12 protein-coding genes are annotated in these 16,439 nt (G+C 57.4%); 1 reads left to right on the plus strand and 11 read right to left on the minus strand.

The features are described 5' to 3' along the window. Nucleotides 1-1,089 carry a 4-oxalomesaconate tautomerase gene (locus tag AC07SU_RS10280; protein WP_101270055.1) on the plus strand — a complete coding sequence of 363 codons (1,089 nt, stop codon included), beginning with the start codon at nucleotides 1-3 and terminating at the stop codon, nucleotides 1,087-1,089. 1,594 nt (nucleotides 1,090-2,683) lie between these two features. Here the strand turns inward: AC07SU_RS10280 and AC07SU_RS10285 are convergent. From AC07SU_RS10285 to AC07SU_RS10335, 11 genes are all read right to left on the minus strand, one after another. Continuing rightward, the gene (locus AC07SU_RS10285; protein ID WP_157832159.1) at nucleotides 2,684-3,844 is read right to left on the minus strand and encodes a hypothetical protein; all 1,161 of its coding nucleotides are present in this window, start codon (nucleotides 3,842-3,844) and stop codon (nucleotides 2,684-2,686) included. 523 nt (nucleotides 3,845-4,367) lie between these two features. Continuing rightward, nucleotides 4,368-6,005 (minus strand): AMP-binding protein, encoded by a 1,638-nt coding sequence (locus tag AC07SU_RS10290; protein ID WP_101270060.1) that lies wholly within the window; start codon nucleotides 6,003-6,005, stop codon nucleotides 4,368-4,370. Then, the gene (locus AC07SU_RS10295) at nucleotides 6,002-6,742 is read right to left on the minus strand and encodes a nitroreductase (protein WP_101270062.1); all 741 of its coding nucleotides are present in this window, start codon (nucleotides 6,740-6,742) and stop codon (nucleotides 6,002-6,004) included. Before AC07SU_RS10295 ends, AC07SU_RS10290 begins: the two co-directional genes overlap by 4 nt. A 37-nt stretch (nucleotides 6,743-6,779) precedes the next feature. Further along, complete coding sequence (locus AC07SU_RS10300) at nucleotides 6,780-8,126, minus strand: MFS transporter (RefSeq protein WP_106803958.1); 1,347 nt, start codon at nucleotides 8,124-8,126, stop codon at nucleotides 6,780-6,782. Between the two features lie 153 nt (nucleotides 8,127-8,279). Then, complete coding sequence (locus tag AC07SU_RS10305) at nucleotides 8,280-9,296, minus strand: AraC family transcriptional regulator (protein ID WP_101270066.1); 1,017 nt, start codon at nucleotides 9,294-9,296, stop codon at nucleotides 8,280-8,282. Between the two features lie 79 nt (nucleotides 9,297-9,375). Next, complete coding sequence (locus AC07SU_RS10310; protein ID WP_101270068.1) at nucleotides 9,376-11,214, minus strand: autotransporter domain-containing protein; 1,839 nt, start codon at nucleotides 11,212-11,214, stop codon at nucleotides 9,376-9,378. Nucleotides 11,215-11,365: 151 nt separating this feature from the next. After that, complete coding sequence (locus AC07SU_RS10315; protein ID WP_101270070.1) at nucleotides 11,366-11,974, minus strand: TetR/AcrR family transcriptional regulator; 609 nt, start codon at nucleotides 11,972-11,974, stop codon at nucleotides 11,366-11,368. Nucleotides 11,975-12,042: 68 nt separating this feature from the next. Beyond that, nucleotides 12,043-13,707: a cation/acetate symporter ActP gene (actP, locus tag AC07SU_RS10320; protein ID WP_101270072.1), complete on the minus strand. Its 1,665-nt coding sequence runs from the start codon at nucleotides 13,705-13,707 to the stop codon at nucleotides 12,043-12,045. After that, nucleotides 13,704-14,015, minus strand: coding sequence for a DUF485 domain-containing protein (locus AC07SU_RS10325; protein WP_101270074.1), 312 nt, complete (start codon nucleotides 14,013-14,015; stop codon nucleotides 13,704-13,706). The genes actP and AC07SU_RS10325 overlap by 4 nt, the downstream gene beginning before the upstream one ends. Nucleotides 14,016-14,279: 264 nt before the next feature. After that, nucleotides 14,280-15,089 carry an AraC family transcriptional regulator gene (locus AC07SU_RS10330; protein WP_101270078.1) on the minus strand — a complete coding sequence of 270 codons (810 nt, stop codon included), beginning with the start codon at nucleotides 15,087-15,089 and terminating at the stop codon, nucleotides 14,280-14,282. Between the two features lie 127 nt (nucleotides 15,090-15,216). Beyond that, nucleotides 15,217-16,401: an acetyl-CoA C-acyltransferase family protein gene (locus tag AC07SU_RS10335; RefSeq protein WP_101270081.1), complete on the minus strand. Its 1,185-nt coding sequence runs from the start codon at nucleotides 16,399-16,401 to the stop codon at nucleotides 15,217-15,219. Between the last annotated feature and the right edge of the window lie 38 nt (nucleotides 16,402-16,439).

Below are 16,439 nucleotides of genomic sequence, written 5' to 3' on the forward strand. Positions count from 1 at the left end.
ATGGCGCAGACCCGCATTCCCTGTCTGTTGATGCGCGGCGGTACGTCGAAAGGCGCTTACTTTCTGGCCGACGATTTACCGCAAGAGCCTGCGCTGCGAGACCGCGTGTTGCTGGCGGTGATGGGCTCGCCGGATGCGCGGCAGATCGACGGCATTGGCGGTGGTGATTCACTGACCAGCAAAGTGGCGATCATCAGACCGTCAAGCCGCGCGGGTGCAGATGTCGATTACCTTTTCGCCCAGGTGCTGGTGGATGAGCCGCGCATCGATTACGGTCAGAACTGCGGAAACATCCTCGCCGGTGTCGGCCCGTTCGCCATCGAGCGCGGGTTGGTGGCGGCGATAGCCGACGTCACCCCAGTGCGGATCTACATGGAAAACACCGGACAGATCGCCATCGCCCATGTACCAACCTCTGATGGTGAGGTGCGCTATGACGGCGACGCGCGTATCGACGGCGTGCCAGGACAGGCCGCACCATTGATTGTCGAATTCAAGGATATCGCTGGCGCCAGTTGCGGCGCCCTGTTGCCGACCGGCAGCGCCCGGGACGTGATCGACGGCGTTGAAGTGACCTGCATCGATAACGGCATGCCCGTAGTGCTGATCAACGCGCAAGAGCTTGGTTGCAGTGGCTATGAGAGTCCTGCGCAACTCGACGTCAATGCTTCACTGAAACAGCGTCTGGAGTCCATTCGACTGCAAGCGGGGCGACGTATGAACCTGGGAGATGTGAGCCAGCGCAACGTGCCGAAGATGTGCTTGATTGCACCACCGCAAATAGGTGGGGCCATCAGCACACGCAGTTTCATTCCCCATCGATGCCACACCAGCATTGGTGTGTTTGGCGCCGTCAGTGTAGCTGCTGCCAGCCTAATTGAAGGCAGTGTTGCGGAGGGCATGGCAGTTGTGGAGGAAGGTGATATGAAGCGCTTGTCGATCGAACACCCGACGGGCGAGTTTACTGTTGAAGTACGGTTAAAGGATGGGAAAATAGCGGGCTGCGGGTTGATGCGCACCGCCAGACTTTTAATCAGCGGCATCGTATTCGTTCCGTCAGGTCTATGGCGTGATATGCCAATCGGTTAAATTCGACCCTCCAATTAAGATCAACCGAGCGATCCTGTAGACACGGTTGTTAGTTTTGGTTGCGGAAACCGAACAAATCATGCGGAAAGGATTTACGAAATCCGCGATTACAATCGCGTACCTCACAAACGACAAAGCCCTGAATAATCATGGCTTTGTCGTATCAAATACGGATGAGGCGGTGGGATTCGAACTCATGGACTTGTTACAGTTGACTGTTTCAATTCCATGACTATAACAAGTAGTTTCAATGGGTTATGGCCCAAAGTATTCCGCTTTGATCGTGTGCAAATGTCACTCGGTACGGTCGCTAACGGGCCAGAGTGTGTAAAAATGTCAGATTGGGTTTTCAGGACATCGAAAATGCTCTAGAAAAAATCGTAGAGACAGGAATTTTCGAGTCTGGCGACATCGTGGATCAGTATGCTCTGGAAGCAGGTCTAACTTAGCTCTGGATTATTTCCGCGCTCATTGCCTGTGCCGACTGAACGGCATCGCTAGACTGCCATCTACGGCGACTGACTCATGTCGACCCAAAGCTGCCATCACTGCTTACGACAATCGATTTAGAACAGACATCGAGACTAGTAGAGTAGAGCCTACACTCTATTGCTACTGATCAAAACAGTTCGTGCGATGGTGGTTGCGAGCAGTAGCGTATGACTTTTCCGAGAAGGGGCTGTCGAACCTTAGGTTGGGGGCATCCATTTCAAACCATCCAAAGCATGCCCTCAGATATGCCCCCATTATAGCGATCGCATGGAGGTGAATGGAGCTCCATGGTTTGTGGAAAGGCAAAAATGATCAGAAGAACTGCCTGTCCTAAGAGGCTTACAGACTTTCAGGCAAGCCAAAAAACATTTGGACTTGGCTCTAGGACGGTGTTTTCAGTCGGATAAAATTCAAATGTGCCCCCAGTTTGGCCCCCACTAGAGCGGGATACGTGGGCGATCGAGATTGGCGATCTCTGAGGCGGGCTAGGGTGGTCGTCGATGGCTTTCAGTGTTACTCCTCATCGGATCTGGGTGGGAGAGGGCAAGGCTCATCAAGGACCAGCTAGTCCGCTCTCGGTCGAGAACAGCAACTCCGATCGGCTGTGTTCGACCTAATATTTGTATCCACGTAATTGGTTTGCTGGGCTTGGAAGTGTCTACGAAACCAAACGCGATTCAGTTCTTATCCAACCATTTGCCCTCTACCAGCACGTTCTGTATCACCCATACATGTACAAAAGGTCGTCGATCAGATCTAGCTCCTGCTGCGTGTACTGGGCCTTGTTGTACCGTCTAATGTCCTTCAAGCACACTCCTAATCGGAACTTGCCGCGAGGGATCCTGAACAACTTCGATCAGACCGTCGCAATCGGGATCTCTTCCCTGGAGGTATTTCTCAATCAGTTCTTTGAGCGCTACGCGCCCCTCCAGATCGGTTGGCACTGTTATTTCTCCCGCAAAATGGTGACGTCATCTGCTGTGATGATAACGGTGGTAGCCGGTTTAGGGAGGAGTTGCTGCGCACGTACCGTACTCAGGGTGCGATTACGTGTCGAGCAGCTATGCAGCTCGTGTTAAGCCGAGGGATACCCTCGGCAAGGTCACAGATCAAATAGATGCCAAAACCGCCTTTCGTTGCTTTCGATATGCCTGGCGCAAAGCCAGACAATAGAGAATCCAACCCCGACGCCCAGGAAACCCACAAATGCCTCGGCCCAATTGTAGGGAGGGTCGTTGAACCCCACCACGGCTACCAACACTGCAATCACAGATAGTACAGAAACAATGTAGGAAGCAATCAAGGGATTCATTAATGCCGGAAATCTTTGCGTGGGAAGGTATAGCACCGCAAATGCTAACCACGGAAGGACAATCAACGATTCGAGGTTGTTGGCAACGATGAAGGCTTCTGTTTCTGGGATCGCCAAAGGCGCCAGCATCAAAATCAGAGCACCCAAGGTGTAGAAAGGGGCTCGCTTCGATCTAAAAGAGGTCAACATCGACCAACCCGACACCATCACCCCAAGCATTAAGGCGGCAACCCACAGTAAGCGGGTCAGTCCCTCAAATCCGCCCGCCAGTAGGGAGACCCCGCAAATGGCAGTTAGGAGATGGCCAGCGGTTCCCAAGACGCATGCCAGTACTCGATTTTTGCGCACTGGATCCTTCAAGGTGGTTAGCGATCGGAGCTCAAGTTTGATCTGCGAACCGGGCTTGTGCTGAACGCTTTCGATTTTGAAGTTAGTTTCTGAGTCGGTGTGCTTAGCGGCTTCAATGATAGCGTTAACGCCATCCAGTCCTTTGGCCAGGCAGGGTCGAGCATATTTTGCACCGAGGCCGATCGCTGTTGAGTTCGTCGTTACGTCATCAACGCTCGGCTGAATGCCAATGACAGAGGTCACATGCCAACAGTGGGTTTCAGTGAGAACAAACAGCCAAGAATCCTCTGCCACAAGCACTTGAGATATTTGTGCTTGCCGTATGAGGTCGTTGCGTAGAGGGGCGGAAGGTCTGGGGTAATAACCGGGTTTCAGATTCTGGTCAAACAGCCAATCTCTGAGACTGTTTCCTGCGGCCCCGTTGCCGGCGGCTCCCACGGCTATAATTGGCGCCCCCTCAAACATGACTACTTTGCCTGGCGTAAACAGCTTGCTCTTTATCTCCCAACCGCGGGCGTTCGACATTGCAGTCAAGGCAGCAGTGTCGAAACTTACAAGCGTATCTGCGCAGAGAATCTTCTTATCCCAGGTAATGGTTGTCAAAAAGCACCTTTTGAACATGAGTGGTGGAACGACTCAGTGAGGGCATCACCTAGTCGTTGCGAATTAGGATTTGCCGATATGTTTAAAGTGTACTTTCATCACTGAGCCGCCACCATGCAATTGATCCCCGCCACCCTCTTCCATGATGCTGCACCGGTCAAAGCGCCTACCGCGGAGCTTCCATTTGACGAAAAGTTGATGATGCTATCGCGGTTATCAAGCAGCAGATCTTGGACGGGAGGCGTTGCGTGATCGCCTGCAGTTTCGGCAAGGACAGTTCGGTCACTGTGGCGCTCGCGCTGAGGGCAATGGACGAACTGCAGAGAGAGGGTATTCAGGTTCCTGAGCTTCACGTTCTCACCAGTGATACTCGGATCACTACAGTCTGCAGCTCCATGAGTCCATAAGCATGTCTTATGCACCTTTTGTTGTTGTTTTTGGTGTTTTCAGCGCGCACGGCTCCCCCAAGGCGCATCCGGCGCGCGCTGCGCAATATGGACAGTGTTTGGAAGCTGAGGCGGGGTCAGCCGGCGGAAGCCAAGCGGGTGATCGCCTCTTGGCTACCGGCCAGTTGGCGTAGGATGAACTTCTGGATTTTTCCAGTTGCCGTTTTGGGCACTTCCCCAAATATCACCCGGCTAGGGCACTTGTAGCGCGCCAGTCGTGCCTGGCAATAAGCGATCAGTTCCGCTTCGCTCGGCACCGGTGCCTGGCTTTTCAACTCGATGAAGGCGCAGGGTACTTCGCCCCATTTGTTATCCGGCTGCGCCACTACGGCGGCGTGCAGCACCGATGCGTGGCCGTGGAGGATGTCTTCGATTTCCACTGAAGAAATATTTTCGCCCCCAGAGATAATCACGTCTTTGCAGCGGTCGGTGATCTGCAGGTAGCCGTCGGGATGTACCACGGCGACATCTCCCGTGTGAAACCACCCGCCTTCAAAAGCTTTTTGCGTAGCTGAGGGGTTTTTCAGGTAGCCCATCATCACGGTGTTGCCACGCAGCAACAGCTCACCGGTGGTCTGGCCATCGTGGGGGACAGGTTCAAGGGTTTCGCCGTCGGCCACCATCAAACCCTCGAATGCCGCCGCCCGAGCGCCTTGCCTGACGCGCAGCCGGGCTTTGTCGGTCGCGTCGAGTTGGTCCCAACCGTCTTGCCAGACGCAACTGATGGGCGTGCCCGCCACTTCCGTGATGCCGTACACGTGATCCACCTGGAAACCCATGGCCACTACCGCGTCCAGCACGGAGGCCGGAGGCGGCGAGCCGGCGGTCAACACCCGAACCGGGTGCGGTAATGGCGGCGGCGCTGGCGTATTGGCAATCATCGCCATCACCGTTGGTGCCGCGCAGAAATGGTCGGCGTGGTGCTCGGCGATGGCGTCCAGCACCGCCTCGGCGGTGACTTTGCGCAGGCAAATATGAGTGCCTGCCGCAGCGGTAATCGCCCAGGTGAAGCACCAGCCGTTGGCATGGAACATCGGCAGCGTCCACAAATACCGTGGTGTTTGCGGCAGCGGCCAGTTGGTCATTTGCAGCAGGCTCATCAGGTACGTGCCACGGTGGCTGACCACCACGCCTTTGGGATCGCCGGTGGTGCCTGAGGTGTAGTTTAGCGCGATGGGCTGCCACTCGGTTGCGGGCCTTACGCCTTCAAACTGCGGGTCGCCTTGCGTGAGCAGGCTTTCATAGTCCGGTGCCTGCGCGCCTGTCCAGGGGGTGGCCAGGTGATCGCGAATCATCACGATGGCCGGCGGCCGCTCAAGCTTGGACAGTGCCGCGCCTGCCACGGCCATGAACTCGCAATCGACCAATAACAACCTGCACTCGCTGTGCTGCAAGATGAACGCAATGCCGTCAGCGTCCAAGCGATGGTTGATGGTATTGAGAATGGCACCGCTCAGCGGAATGCCGAAGTGGGCCTCGATCATTGCCGGGGTATTCGGCGAGAGGATTGACACTGTCTCACCCGGTTGTACGCCCCGGCTGACTAGCGCTGAAGCGAGGCGATAACAGCGTTCTCGCGTGTGTGCCCACGTGCGCCGCACGTCGCCGTGAATGATCGCAATACGTTCCGGATGAACCAGCGCAGCACGGTCCAGGAACCCCACGGGGGTCAAGGGCACATGGTTGGCCGGGTTGTGCTCAAGTCCACTGATCATGGGCAGGTCTCCTTATTATTATTGTGAAAAACAGCGAAAGCGCTGACCGGTTCCCGTGCGGTGACCAGCGTGTTTTCAATCGCCTGGGGGTCGGCATAGCCCAGGCTCATGCCACACACCAGCATCTGGTCGGCGGGAATGTTCAGCGTCTGCGCGATAACCGGGTGGTACTTGAGAAACGCCGCCTGCGGGCAGGTGTGCAAACCGCGCCCGAGCGCGGCCAGCATGACGCTTTGCAAAAACATGCCATAGTCCAGCAAGCTGCCTTGCTCCAATACCTTGTCGACGGTAAACAGCAGGCCAACCGGGGCATCGAAGAAACGGTAGTTGCGCCCGTGCTGTTGGTGCATACGCTGCTTTTCGTGCTTGGCAATCCCCAGCAACCCGTAGAGGTCCCAACCCACCTTGCGTCGGCGATCCAGATAAGGCGTGGTCCATTCGCGCGGGTAGTATTCGTAGGGGTCCTGCATGTCGCGACTGAGTTGCGGGTCGTTATCGACAGCGGCGATGGCCTGCGACAGCTGCTCCTTGGCGTCACCGGTCACCACGTGCACCCGCCACGGTTGCATATTCACGCCTGAGGCACTGAAGCGTGCGATATCCAGAATGGCCTCGATTTCCTCATGGGCCACGGCCGTCGGAAGAAACGCCCTGACACTGCGACGTGAGCTGATAGTCCAGTCAACAGTGCGCTGCAGTTGCAGCGCAGACAGCGGCGGTGGTGACAAGCGGTCCAAGGTGTACCTCCTTTACATGGCTCAGTTCGGACGGGGTTCAGCGCGTGAGTGCCGTTAACTTGCTGACCCTTTGTGAGTCGGCCCGTGACTGATTGACAAAGGTAACCGCCAGCGCGCCAAGCAGACCCGCCAACGCGATCACCATGAAATTTTGCTCAAGGGGCAGGGCCAGTGACACCAGCCAGCCGATCAGCACCGGGGCGATGATTGCGCCGACTCGGCCAACCCCCGATGCGAACCCTACGCCTGTTGAACGGATTGGAGTTGGGTAGAAATCCCCGGCATAGGCGTAGGCAATCAACTGCGTACCCAGCGTCGAGGCGCCGACAATGAACACCACCACAAACAGCAATTCGGTGGAGCGAGTAAAGGCCATCGCAGTGAGCGCCAGTGCACCGACGACATAAAACGCAATCAGCACATGCTTGATATTGAGCTTGTCGCTCAGCCAACCGCCGCCGATCGCACCCACAATCGCCCCAACGTTGAACACAATGACGAAGTTCAATGCCGAGCCAAGACTGTGGCCGGACATCGCCATCAATTTGGTCAGCCAGGAGTTGAGCGCGTAGACCATGAAGAGTCCGGTCATGAACGCCGCCCATATCATCAGGGTACTGAAACCGCGCCCTTCGCTGAACAGGCCTTTGATCGGGCTATCGAGGGCGGCCTTGGCCTCTGCCGGATGACCGGCCAGCAGCGTCTCATCGCTCAGCTCAAGCGTGGGGTTGATTCGCAGCACAATACCGCGCAGCTCAGCCTGGCGGCCTTGTTTGAGCAGGTACGCCATGGACTCCGGCATCATCTTCAAAATCAGCGGAATCAGCAGTACCGGCAGCCCTGCCACAAAGAACACCGACTGCCAGCCATGGCTCTCGATCAGGTGCTTACCGGTGAGTGCAACCAGAATGCCGCCCACTGAGTATCCGGCAAACACCAGGGTGACAAGGCGCGTGCGCAGCCTGGCCGGCGAAAACTCGCCCATCTGTGCGGTGACAATCGGTAGTACGCCGCCAATGCCGAGGCCGGCAATGAAGCGCGAAACACTGAAGCTGAAGGGGTCGCTGGTCAGCCCCGCTGCAGCGGTAAACAGGCTAAACAGCGCGACGCAGATGGCGATCATCTTCGGTCGGCCGATGCGGTCTGCCAAGGTGCCCAGGAAGATTGCGCCGAGCATCGTACCCAGCAGCGCCGAACCGGCCATGACCCCTGCACTGGTTGCGTCAATGCCCATGTCCTGCATGATGGCGGGCAATGCGGCACCGACCACGGCGAGGTCATACCCATCGATTATCAGGATCAGCACACACCAGAACAGAATAAGCCGGTGGAACCCGTTGAATGTTGATTCGCCTGCGAGCGTATAGACGTTCACTGGTGGCATGGCGTGTCTCCTTCAATTTTATTGTTGTTGGTGAAGTCCACTTCGCCACATTCTAGGAAGGCGTCCGCGTGTCGCCCATGCCTGGGCGCATCAATGTGCGTGAGCTGTTTGGGCATTCAAGGGGTGATAAAGGGGGGGAATGTGAAAGGGGGGCTATTCGTCGAGCTGACCGCGTCGATACGCCCCGGGGCTCACACCGGTCCACTTCTTGAACGCGCGGTGAAAAGCGCTGGTTTCCTGGAAACCGGTGGCGGTCGCGACCTGTGTGACCGTCATTTCGCCACGGGAGAGCAGGTCAATCGCCATGTCGCGGCGCAGGTCGTCCTTGAGGTTTTGGTAATGCGTGCCTTCGGCTTGTAAGCGGCGCTGCAATGTGGAGTTGGACATATGCAGCACCCCGGCGAGGTCATCGCGTTCGGGCCAGCACTCCGGGGCCAAACCCCGGAGGTAACGTCGTATCTGTGCGCTGAGACTGTCGTCGTTGCGGTATCTGACCAGCAGGCTGGCAGGCGTTTCCTTGAGAAACGGGCCCAAGGTGGCGCCCGACTGGCTGATTTTCATATCCAGGCATTTTTTGTCGAAGCTGATCCAGGTTGTAGAGGCGTCGTAGTCGATGTCTTCGCAGAAGCGCATGCGGTAATCGCTTTGATCCGCGGGCTTGGGCGCGCGAAAGCTCAATTTGTGCACGGGAATACGCTGGTTGACCAGCCAGCAGGAAAGCCCATGTACGAGGATAAACCAGGTGCCGTAGGCAAATAGGCGGCGTAGTACGCCCTTGTCATGCAAAACGATAAACGCCTTCTCGTCCTTGACCACGAGTTCGCCATGCACGTCATCCAGGACCAGCCTCAGAAACGCCAGCATTCTGTGCAAAGCATGGCCTAGAGTGGTGCAGTCGAGCAGCGCCTGGCACATCAGCTTGAAGCTGCCGCGGCGCATGGGATGACTGTCGATGCCGAAGAATTCGTCGTCCAGCAGGTCGGCCAACTCCACCCACAGACGGGCGAAGGCGGTCGCCGACACCCGGGCTTTTGGCGCGTCGAGCAACAGGGGGTCTATCTCTGCGTTGGCCAGGGCCACGGACAGGTCAAGACACCTGTGTCGGGCGCTATGCAACGCTTCATGCACCAGGGCAATGGAGGTGGTGCCTTTGTCCTGTGGGGGTGTCATGAAGGCTCCTCGGGCTGTAATCGGCCCTAATGTAGGGCTAATGCACACTGATCGCCAGTCGGAAAGTCCATTGCCTGCGTCAGAGATCGTAGCTAAAGCCAGCCATTATCGAGCGATCATCCTGCTGGTTGCCGAAGGTACCCATCGCATTCAAGTTCAAGCCCCATCCTGATGGCAGATGGATATCGACTTGCGCGCTCAGCCGCCCGAACGGTCTTTCGTTCGCCCCGTTGACAGGTGTTTTGATGTTGAAATTAGGCGCGTTGCGCTGATAGCTTTCAAGGGTTCGATGACTGTCGGTAAGGGCCTGCTCTGCGGTAAGGCGCAGCAGTGACTCAACGGATACCCCGTGGCTGTTGACGCGCTTGCCGATCTGCCCCCCAAGGCTGGCGTTCAGCTGTTCGTATTGCTGGCCGCGCACGCCCATGCGCAGCAGCGAATCGCCTTGCTCAGTGTAGCCACTGATCCTGCTACGCCAGTAATCCAAGCCGACCACCGGGGCCAACTCAACGGACTCAAAGCGAAACCATTGTCCGGCACGTACTGCGGCACTCAGCACATTGGCATCGGGTGAGGCAGCCAAGTTGTCGAACACGCCTGCCCGTGAGATATCGAACTGGCCGGCGCCATAGGCCAACCCCATGTTGATAAATGTCCCTTGTGCGGCAAAGCTCGCCATGACCGCGGCTTGGCCCATCTGCAATGCGGTGTTGCTGCCACCTTTGCTTGCTTGCCTCGATTCAATATCTGAGTAGTTAAGAGCCGCGCCGAGCGTCCATTCACTTGAGAGTCGGTAGTCGACTCCGATACTGATGGCGTTGTTCTTGAAGGTGTCTTTTCCAGGGTCGAGCCCAGGCCCGGGCATCTGCGAATGGTCGGCCCCATTAGCGACGCCACCGTTGATAAAAACTGTCCAGGGTGAAGCCTGATTACGCGCCTCAATATCGATACCCCGCAGGTCATATCGACTGATCAGCGGCTGAAGAAAGTGGTTGCCTGCTGAACCGACCATGGTCGATTGCACGCTGAGGGTGTTTCGAGCATTGATGATATTGGCGATATAACTCGCAATCAGCCTTTCAAAGCGATCGGTGTAATGAATGCTGTCCTTCATTAAATAGGTGTTCTGTTGCGCAAGGGACAGTGTGTCGCATTGGTTGGCCTCGCAGTTATCCAGGCTGGTGATATGAGTGAAACCATATTTCGCGGGGTCACTTACCGTGTTTTTTAGTAAATTCAGTACATCGAAATAGTAGATGTTAACGTTGGAAATATTAAGCGCCAGCAATTGCTGGTTGAAGGTCTTGGCACTAATTGAAAGCGCTTCAAGGGCCGGGTCTGCCGCGAGCGAAGGGTCTGTCAATAACGAGACGTCATCAGAACCGATCAGCACAAAGTTATGTGCGCCCAGTGCCTGAAGTGTTCGGATGCCGGTTTCTATATTGCTGACGTAGGTATCCAATGCGGCGAGGGACGCATCATCGAAAATATCGTTGGTGCCAATCCAGATGCCAATCAGGTCATTTTTGCTCAAGGATTTTTTTCCACTGACCACGTCACTGCTGAACTTTTCTATTTGGGTCAGAAAACCGGTGGGCGCCCCCACCAAGGCGTCGTCAAAACCGGTATATCCGCTCTTTGCGCCGCCGATTGCATAACCGTTGGTATCGCTGAAGGCCAGCCCGGACAGGCCCGGTAGGACCTCGGCCCATGTGCTGCCATTGGTGAATTTCCCATCCGCGCCCGGGTAGCGACCAGGCGCGTTGCCGATGGCTGCGCCAAATTCACGCACAGAAATGCCGTTGTCGGTGAGGCTGTCGCCAAAGGAATAGAAAGAATTGCCCTGGGCGGAGTAAGACGATAGCGACAATACGCCGGCGATCAGGATACTGCGGACTCGCGTGTCTGTGATGTTCACTGTCTCTACCTGTTTTTATTGTTTTGGCAGCGTTTCCGACAATGCGGAAAAGTGTGTTGGTTATGCAGTCACATGTTTATGTCAGCGAGGATTATGCGCAGGGCAAGGCGTGATACAAATGTCAGAACTCAAAAAATCACTTATGTGTTTTCTAAACTAAACGACTGAGAGTTGTACGTTTATGTGTTAGCAACTTGTTTATTGCCGTGGTGAGGAAATCTTGTAGGAATTCATGCTGTTGGTGCTGATCCAGCGCTAAACCCGTCAGCCAGGCGGGCGCGCACTGCAGCAAGTTGGCGATCATTTTGGCAATCGGTACTGCTTGAGGATCAACGATCTGGGCAGGTGCGCCCAAGGTCATATGAAGACCGCCTTCGTAGTCTTCACGCAGCCTGTACAAGCGCTGCTGTTGTTCTTCGGTCAAGCACCTAATGGCGCGCTCCGCGAGGCGCAAGTGCCACGGCATTTCTGCATGCAGGCGCAGGTGTACCTGGATCAACAGGTTGAGTTTTTCCGGCTTTTTTACCGCTGCGCGCCTCACGCTAGCGACGCCGGCAAGCAACTCCTCATACAGCTCTTCAATCAGGTCGAACAACAGCTCCTGCTTACTGGGGTAATGGTGATAAAGCGCACCCGGTGACAGGCCCAGGGAGGAGGCAAGTTCACGCATGCCGACCTGACTGAAACCTTTGCTGGCCAGCAGTTCCAGCACCTGAGGACGGTACTGGATGAAATGCGAACGTCGTTCAGAAACAGGCATCGTCGGGCCTCCCGATAACGCAAAAAAAGGAGCGTGACGCGATGGCGCCACGCTCCCGGAAAGAGTTTTCAGTGTTGTGCGGCTTTCTCCGCCCCCCAGCCGGTTTCGGCGCGCACGCTTTGCTGCTCGTAGGCATCCCGCTCGGTAGTTGTGCTCGGGCTGCGATCCAGGCAGGAAACGCCCCACGCGACGGCGAAGGCCAACGGCATCGAGAACAGGGCGGGGTAGTCGTACGGGAACAAGGCCTCGGGGTGATGCAGTACCTTGACCCATACCCCCGGCGACAGCAGCACCAGCGCCAGGGAACTGACCAAACCGCTCAGCCCGCCCCACAGTGCGCCACGGCTGGTCAGGCCTTTCCAGTACATGGCCAGCAGCAGAATGGGAAAGTTTGACGAGGCCGCAATACCAAAGGCCAGCGCCACCAGGAACGCCACGTTCTGCCCCTTGAACAGAATACCCAACGCAACTGCCAGCACACCCAGGATCACGGTGGCCCAACGGCTGACACGCATTTCCTTGCCGCTGTCGGGTTTGCCCTTGCACAACACGTTGGCGTAGAGGTCATGGGAGATGGCGGACGCGCCGGCAAGCGCCAGGCCCGACACCACGGCCAGGATCGTCGCGAAGGCGACGGCGGCGAGGAAGCCGAACATCAAATCACCGCCCAAGGCTTGCGCCAGATGCATGATTGCCATGTTTACGCCGCCCACCAGTGGCCCGCCGATCACGCCTTGGTCGAAGTAGCTGGGGTCGGTGCCGACGATGCTGATGGCAGCGGTGCCGAGGATGCACACCAGGATAAAAAACAGACCGATCAAGCCATAGGCCACCAACACCGATTTGCGCGCCGCCTTGGCGTCCGGAACGGTGAAAAAACGCATCATGATATGCGGCAAACCGGCGATGCCGAACACCAGCCCCAGGGACAGGGAAATCATCGACACCGGGTCCGTGGCGATCTTCAACGGCCCGAGAATCAGCTGTCCGCTCTGGTGTGTCGCGACGGCGCTGTCAATCATGCGCTCCATGCTGAAGCCAAAGTGCTGGAATGCCAGCCCGGTCAGCAGGATGCCGCCACTGAGCAACAGCCCGGCCTTGATGATCTGCACCCAGGTGGTCGCCACCATGCCGCCGAAAGTGACGTACACCACCATCAGCACACCGACGCAGACCACTGCAACTTCGTAGTCGAGGCCGAACAGCAAGTTGATCAATTGCCCGGCGCCGACCATCTGCACAATCAGGTAGAAGCATACGATGACGAACGAGCTGAACGCCGAAAACAAGCGAGTGGTAACCGGGTCGAGGCGATAGGCGATGATGTCGGCCAGGGTGTAGCGCCCCAGGTTGCGCAGACGCTCGGCCATCAGAAACATAATCAAGGGCCAGCCAAGAATCGCGCTGACCGAGTAAATCATGCCGTCAAAACCGGTTGAAAACACCATGCTCGAAACACCCAGCAGCACGGCGGCGGACATGTAGTCGCCGGCAATCGCAAAACCGTTTTGTACCCCGCTGATGCCGCCGCCGGCGGTATAGAAATCCGCCGCTGAGCGCGTTCGGCCCGCTGCCCAGTAGGTGATGCCGACAGTAGTCACGACGAAGGCCAGGAAAATCGCAATGGCAGTCATGTTGGGCTGGCGCGCCACGGCTTGGCTTGTTTGTGCCAGGACCGCAAAGCTGCACAGGCACAGCACCGCCGTGGCGAATAACAGGCTAGAGGCCTTCATGGTTGCACCTCCGACAGCAGCGCCCGGTTCAGCTTGTCGAACACGTGGTTGGCGCGAAACACATACAGCCCGGTCAAGAGCCAGGAGCCGACAATCAGGATGAGTGCCGACCAGATCCCCACCGTGATGCCACCGCCCACAGGCACATGCAACAGGACATGGGGGAACCAGGACACCGCCGCGACAAACAGCGAATAAAGCCCTAATACAATGGCACTGAGGGTGAAGGTCAGGCGAGTGCGACGCCGGACCAGTTCGCGATAACGCGGGCTGCTGCGCAACGCCTGATAGGCAGGGTGCAATGACATGTTGAGCTCCTTGATACCTTGATTGTTATTGGCTGGAGTTTTTTGTTATGGGGTTGCCGTGCTTGCGCACCGCGGGTGCTGCACTACGCCCCGCCGCGTTTCCATAACGCGTGGAGTGCGTGCCGGAATCAGCCTTGCAGGTGTGATGAGGACGTCATGTCCGGTGTAGGTGGCGTTAGCTTATCCAGTGCCTCACTGGCATTTAAATAACCCGATGCGCCGATTAACTTGCATAATCCGCCAGTTCATCGCGGCGCCTGCCCCTCAGGTTTTTCGCGGGCTGCACCAGCGCGTGGGGGAAAGGCCGAAGGCCTTCTTGAAGTGTCGGGTCATATGACTCTGGTCGAAGAAGCCGGCTTCGATCGACGCATCCGACAACCCTTGCCCGGCCTGGACCAGCGCCTTGACCCGGTCGAGGCGACGCAGCGTCAGGTAGCGATGGGGGCTGGTTCCGAAAAACTCGCGAAAGTCACTCGACAGGCTCCAACGGTCGCGCCCGGCGCAGTGAGCGAGGTCATCGAGGGTGATCGCCTGGTCGAGGTTGTCGTCGATGTATTCGCGTGCGATGGCAGCAGCCGCAAAGTGATGGGAAGCGCTGACAAGGCCGCTGTTGGCGACGCTGGCGAGGGTGATGACAAACGTGTAGAGCGCGTCATCCTCGGCCATGGAGTCCAGGTCGGCATCCAGTGTGTTGAGCAGTGCGTCGGCGGCCACCGCCAATTGCTTATTCTGCGTGATACAGGCGCCGAAAAAGGGCAGGGCGCTGCCCTTGATGATGTCTTGAACCTGCGAAGGCGACACATACACGCCGCGATAGTGGAAACCCGCGTCGGAGCCGGCGCAACCATCGTGTGATTCATCCGGGTGAATGATCATGGTTTCGCCGGGCAGGCACAGCTTGGATTCACCCCGATAGTGAAAGCGATGTACGCCGGATAGCGTGCGCCCGATGGCGTAGGTATCGTGTCGGTGCGGATCAAACGCGTGCGAACCGAAGTAGGCTTCAAAACGCTCCACTTTGGAGGTTGGCGCTGCGTGTCTCACCCAGTCTTGTTGCGGTTGGTCGTTTTGCATAGTGGCGCACCGAGGCAATACCGCTGTTCTCTGGCAGAGCATAAACAGAGGCATCGCCGTTTGGCTTGGACGTTTGTGGGTTTAACCTGGCCTGGCGGTTTTTGCGGGGCAAAAGCCGACCGGTGGGTTACATCCGCTCAAGAATGGCGGCAATCCCTTGGCCACCGCCAATGCACATGGTGACCAGGGCATAGCGCCCGCCACTGCGTTGCAGCTCATGGATCGCCTTGATTGCAATCACTGCACCGGTCGCGCCCACCGGGTGCCCGAGGGAGATGCCCGAACCATTGATATTGACCTTGTCCGGGTCAAACTCCAGTTGCTGCGCCACGGCACAGGCCTGGGCCGCAAAGGCCTCATTCGACTCAATCACATCAATGTCCTGGATGCTCAAGCCGGCGCGCTTGAGGGCCAGGCGGGTGGCCGGAACCGGGCCTATACCCATGTAATCCGGATCGACACCGGCATGGGCATACGCGACTAGGCGCGCGAGGGGCTGCAGGTTGTGCTGTTGGATCGCAGTGGCGTCTGCCAGCACCACAGCAGCCGCGCCGTCGTTGAGGCTTGAGGCATTGCCGGCGGTGACCGTTCCGCCTTTCTGAAACGCCGCATGCATTCGGCCCAGTTGTGCGAGGTCGAGATTGGCGCGCACGTTTTCATCGGTATCGAACAGCACCGTCTGGCGTTTGACTTGCACCTCAACCGGGACGATCTGCTCCTTGAATCGGCCTTCGCTTACCGCGCGAGCAGCGCGTTCCTGGCTCTGCAGGGCCAGACAGTCCTGCATGTCACGGGTAATGCCATAGCGCTCGGCAATATTTTCGGCGGTCACGCCCATGTGCGTGCGCTTCCACGGGTCATGCAGGATGCCATTCATGTAATCCACGGCCTGGCTATCACCCAGGCGGCTGCCCCAGCGCAGGCCGGGCAGCAAGTAGGGGCCACGGCTCATGGACTCCGCGCCACCGGCTACGGCCACTGAATAATCCCCCAGCAGAATGCCCTGCGTTGCACTCAGGATGGCTTGCAGCCCGGAGCCACACAGGCGATTGACGTTAAAGGCCGGGGTTTCCTGGGGTATCCCGGCACCCATCGCCGCGACTCTGGAGAGGTAGGCATCCCGGGGCTCGGTGGGCACCACATTGCCCATGACAACGTGGCCGATAGGCTCGCCACCGATCCCGGCATGGATCAAGGCGCCTTTGACGGCGACGGTGGCCAGGTCAACCAGTGGCACATCTTTCAGGCTGGCGCCAAAACTGCCGATGGCGGTACGCGCCGTGCCAACGAAGAACACATCTTTGTGGGCCATGGAAGGCTCCCGTTTTGAGAAGTAAAGGTTCGAGGGGT

It is taken from the genome of Pseudomonas sp. GW821-FHT05H12 (assembly GCF_059419385.1).

Bases quoted from the DNA above. Each gene is read 5' to 3' on its own strand.
- AC07SU_RS10330 (WP_101270078.1), bottom strand. From the start codon at position 15,089: ATGCAAAACGACCAACCGCAACAAGACTGGGTGAGACACGCAGCGCCA.
- AC07SU_RS10280 (WP_101270055.1), top strand. From the start codon at position 1: ATGGCGCAGACCCGCATTCCCTGTCTGTTGATGCGCGGCGGTACGTCG.
- AC07SU_RS10300 (WP_106803958.1), bottom strand. From the start codon at position 8,126: ATGCCACCAGTGAACGTCTATACGCTCGCAGGCGAATCAACATTCAAC.
- AC07SU_RS10290 (WP_101270060.1), bottom strand. From the start codon at position 6,005: ATGATCAGTGGACTTGAGCACAACCCGGCCAACCATGTGCCCTTGACC.
- AC07SU_RS10325 (WP_101270074.1), bottom strand. From the start codon at position 14,015: ATGTCATTGCACCCTGCCTATCAGGCGTTGCGCAGCAGCCCGCGTTAT.
- actP (WP_101270072.1), bottom strand. From the start codon at position 13,707: ATGAAGGCCTCTAGCCTGTTATTCGCCACGGCGGTGCTGTGCCTGTGC.
- AC07SU_RS10335 (WP_101270081.1), bottom strand. From the start codon at position 16,401: ATGGCCCACAAAGATGTGTTCTTCGTTGGCACGGCGCGTACCGCCATC.
- AC07SU_RS10315 (WP_101270070.1), bottom strand. From the start codon at position 11,974: ATGCCTGTTTCTGAACGACGTTCGCATTTCATCCAGTACCGTCCTCAG.
- AC07SU_RS10305 (WP_101270066.1), bottom strand. From the start codon at position 9,296: ATGACACCCCCACAGGACAAAGGCACCACCTCCATTGCCCTGGTGCAT.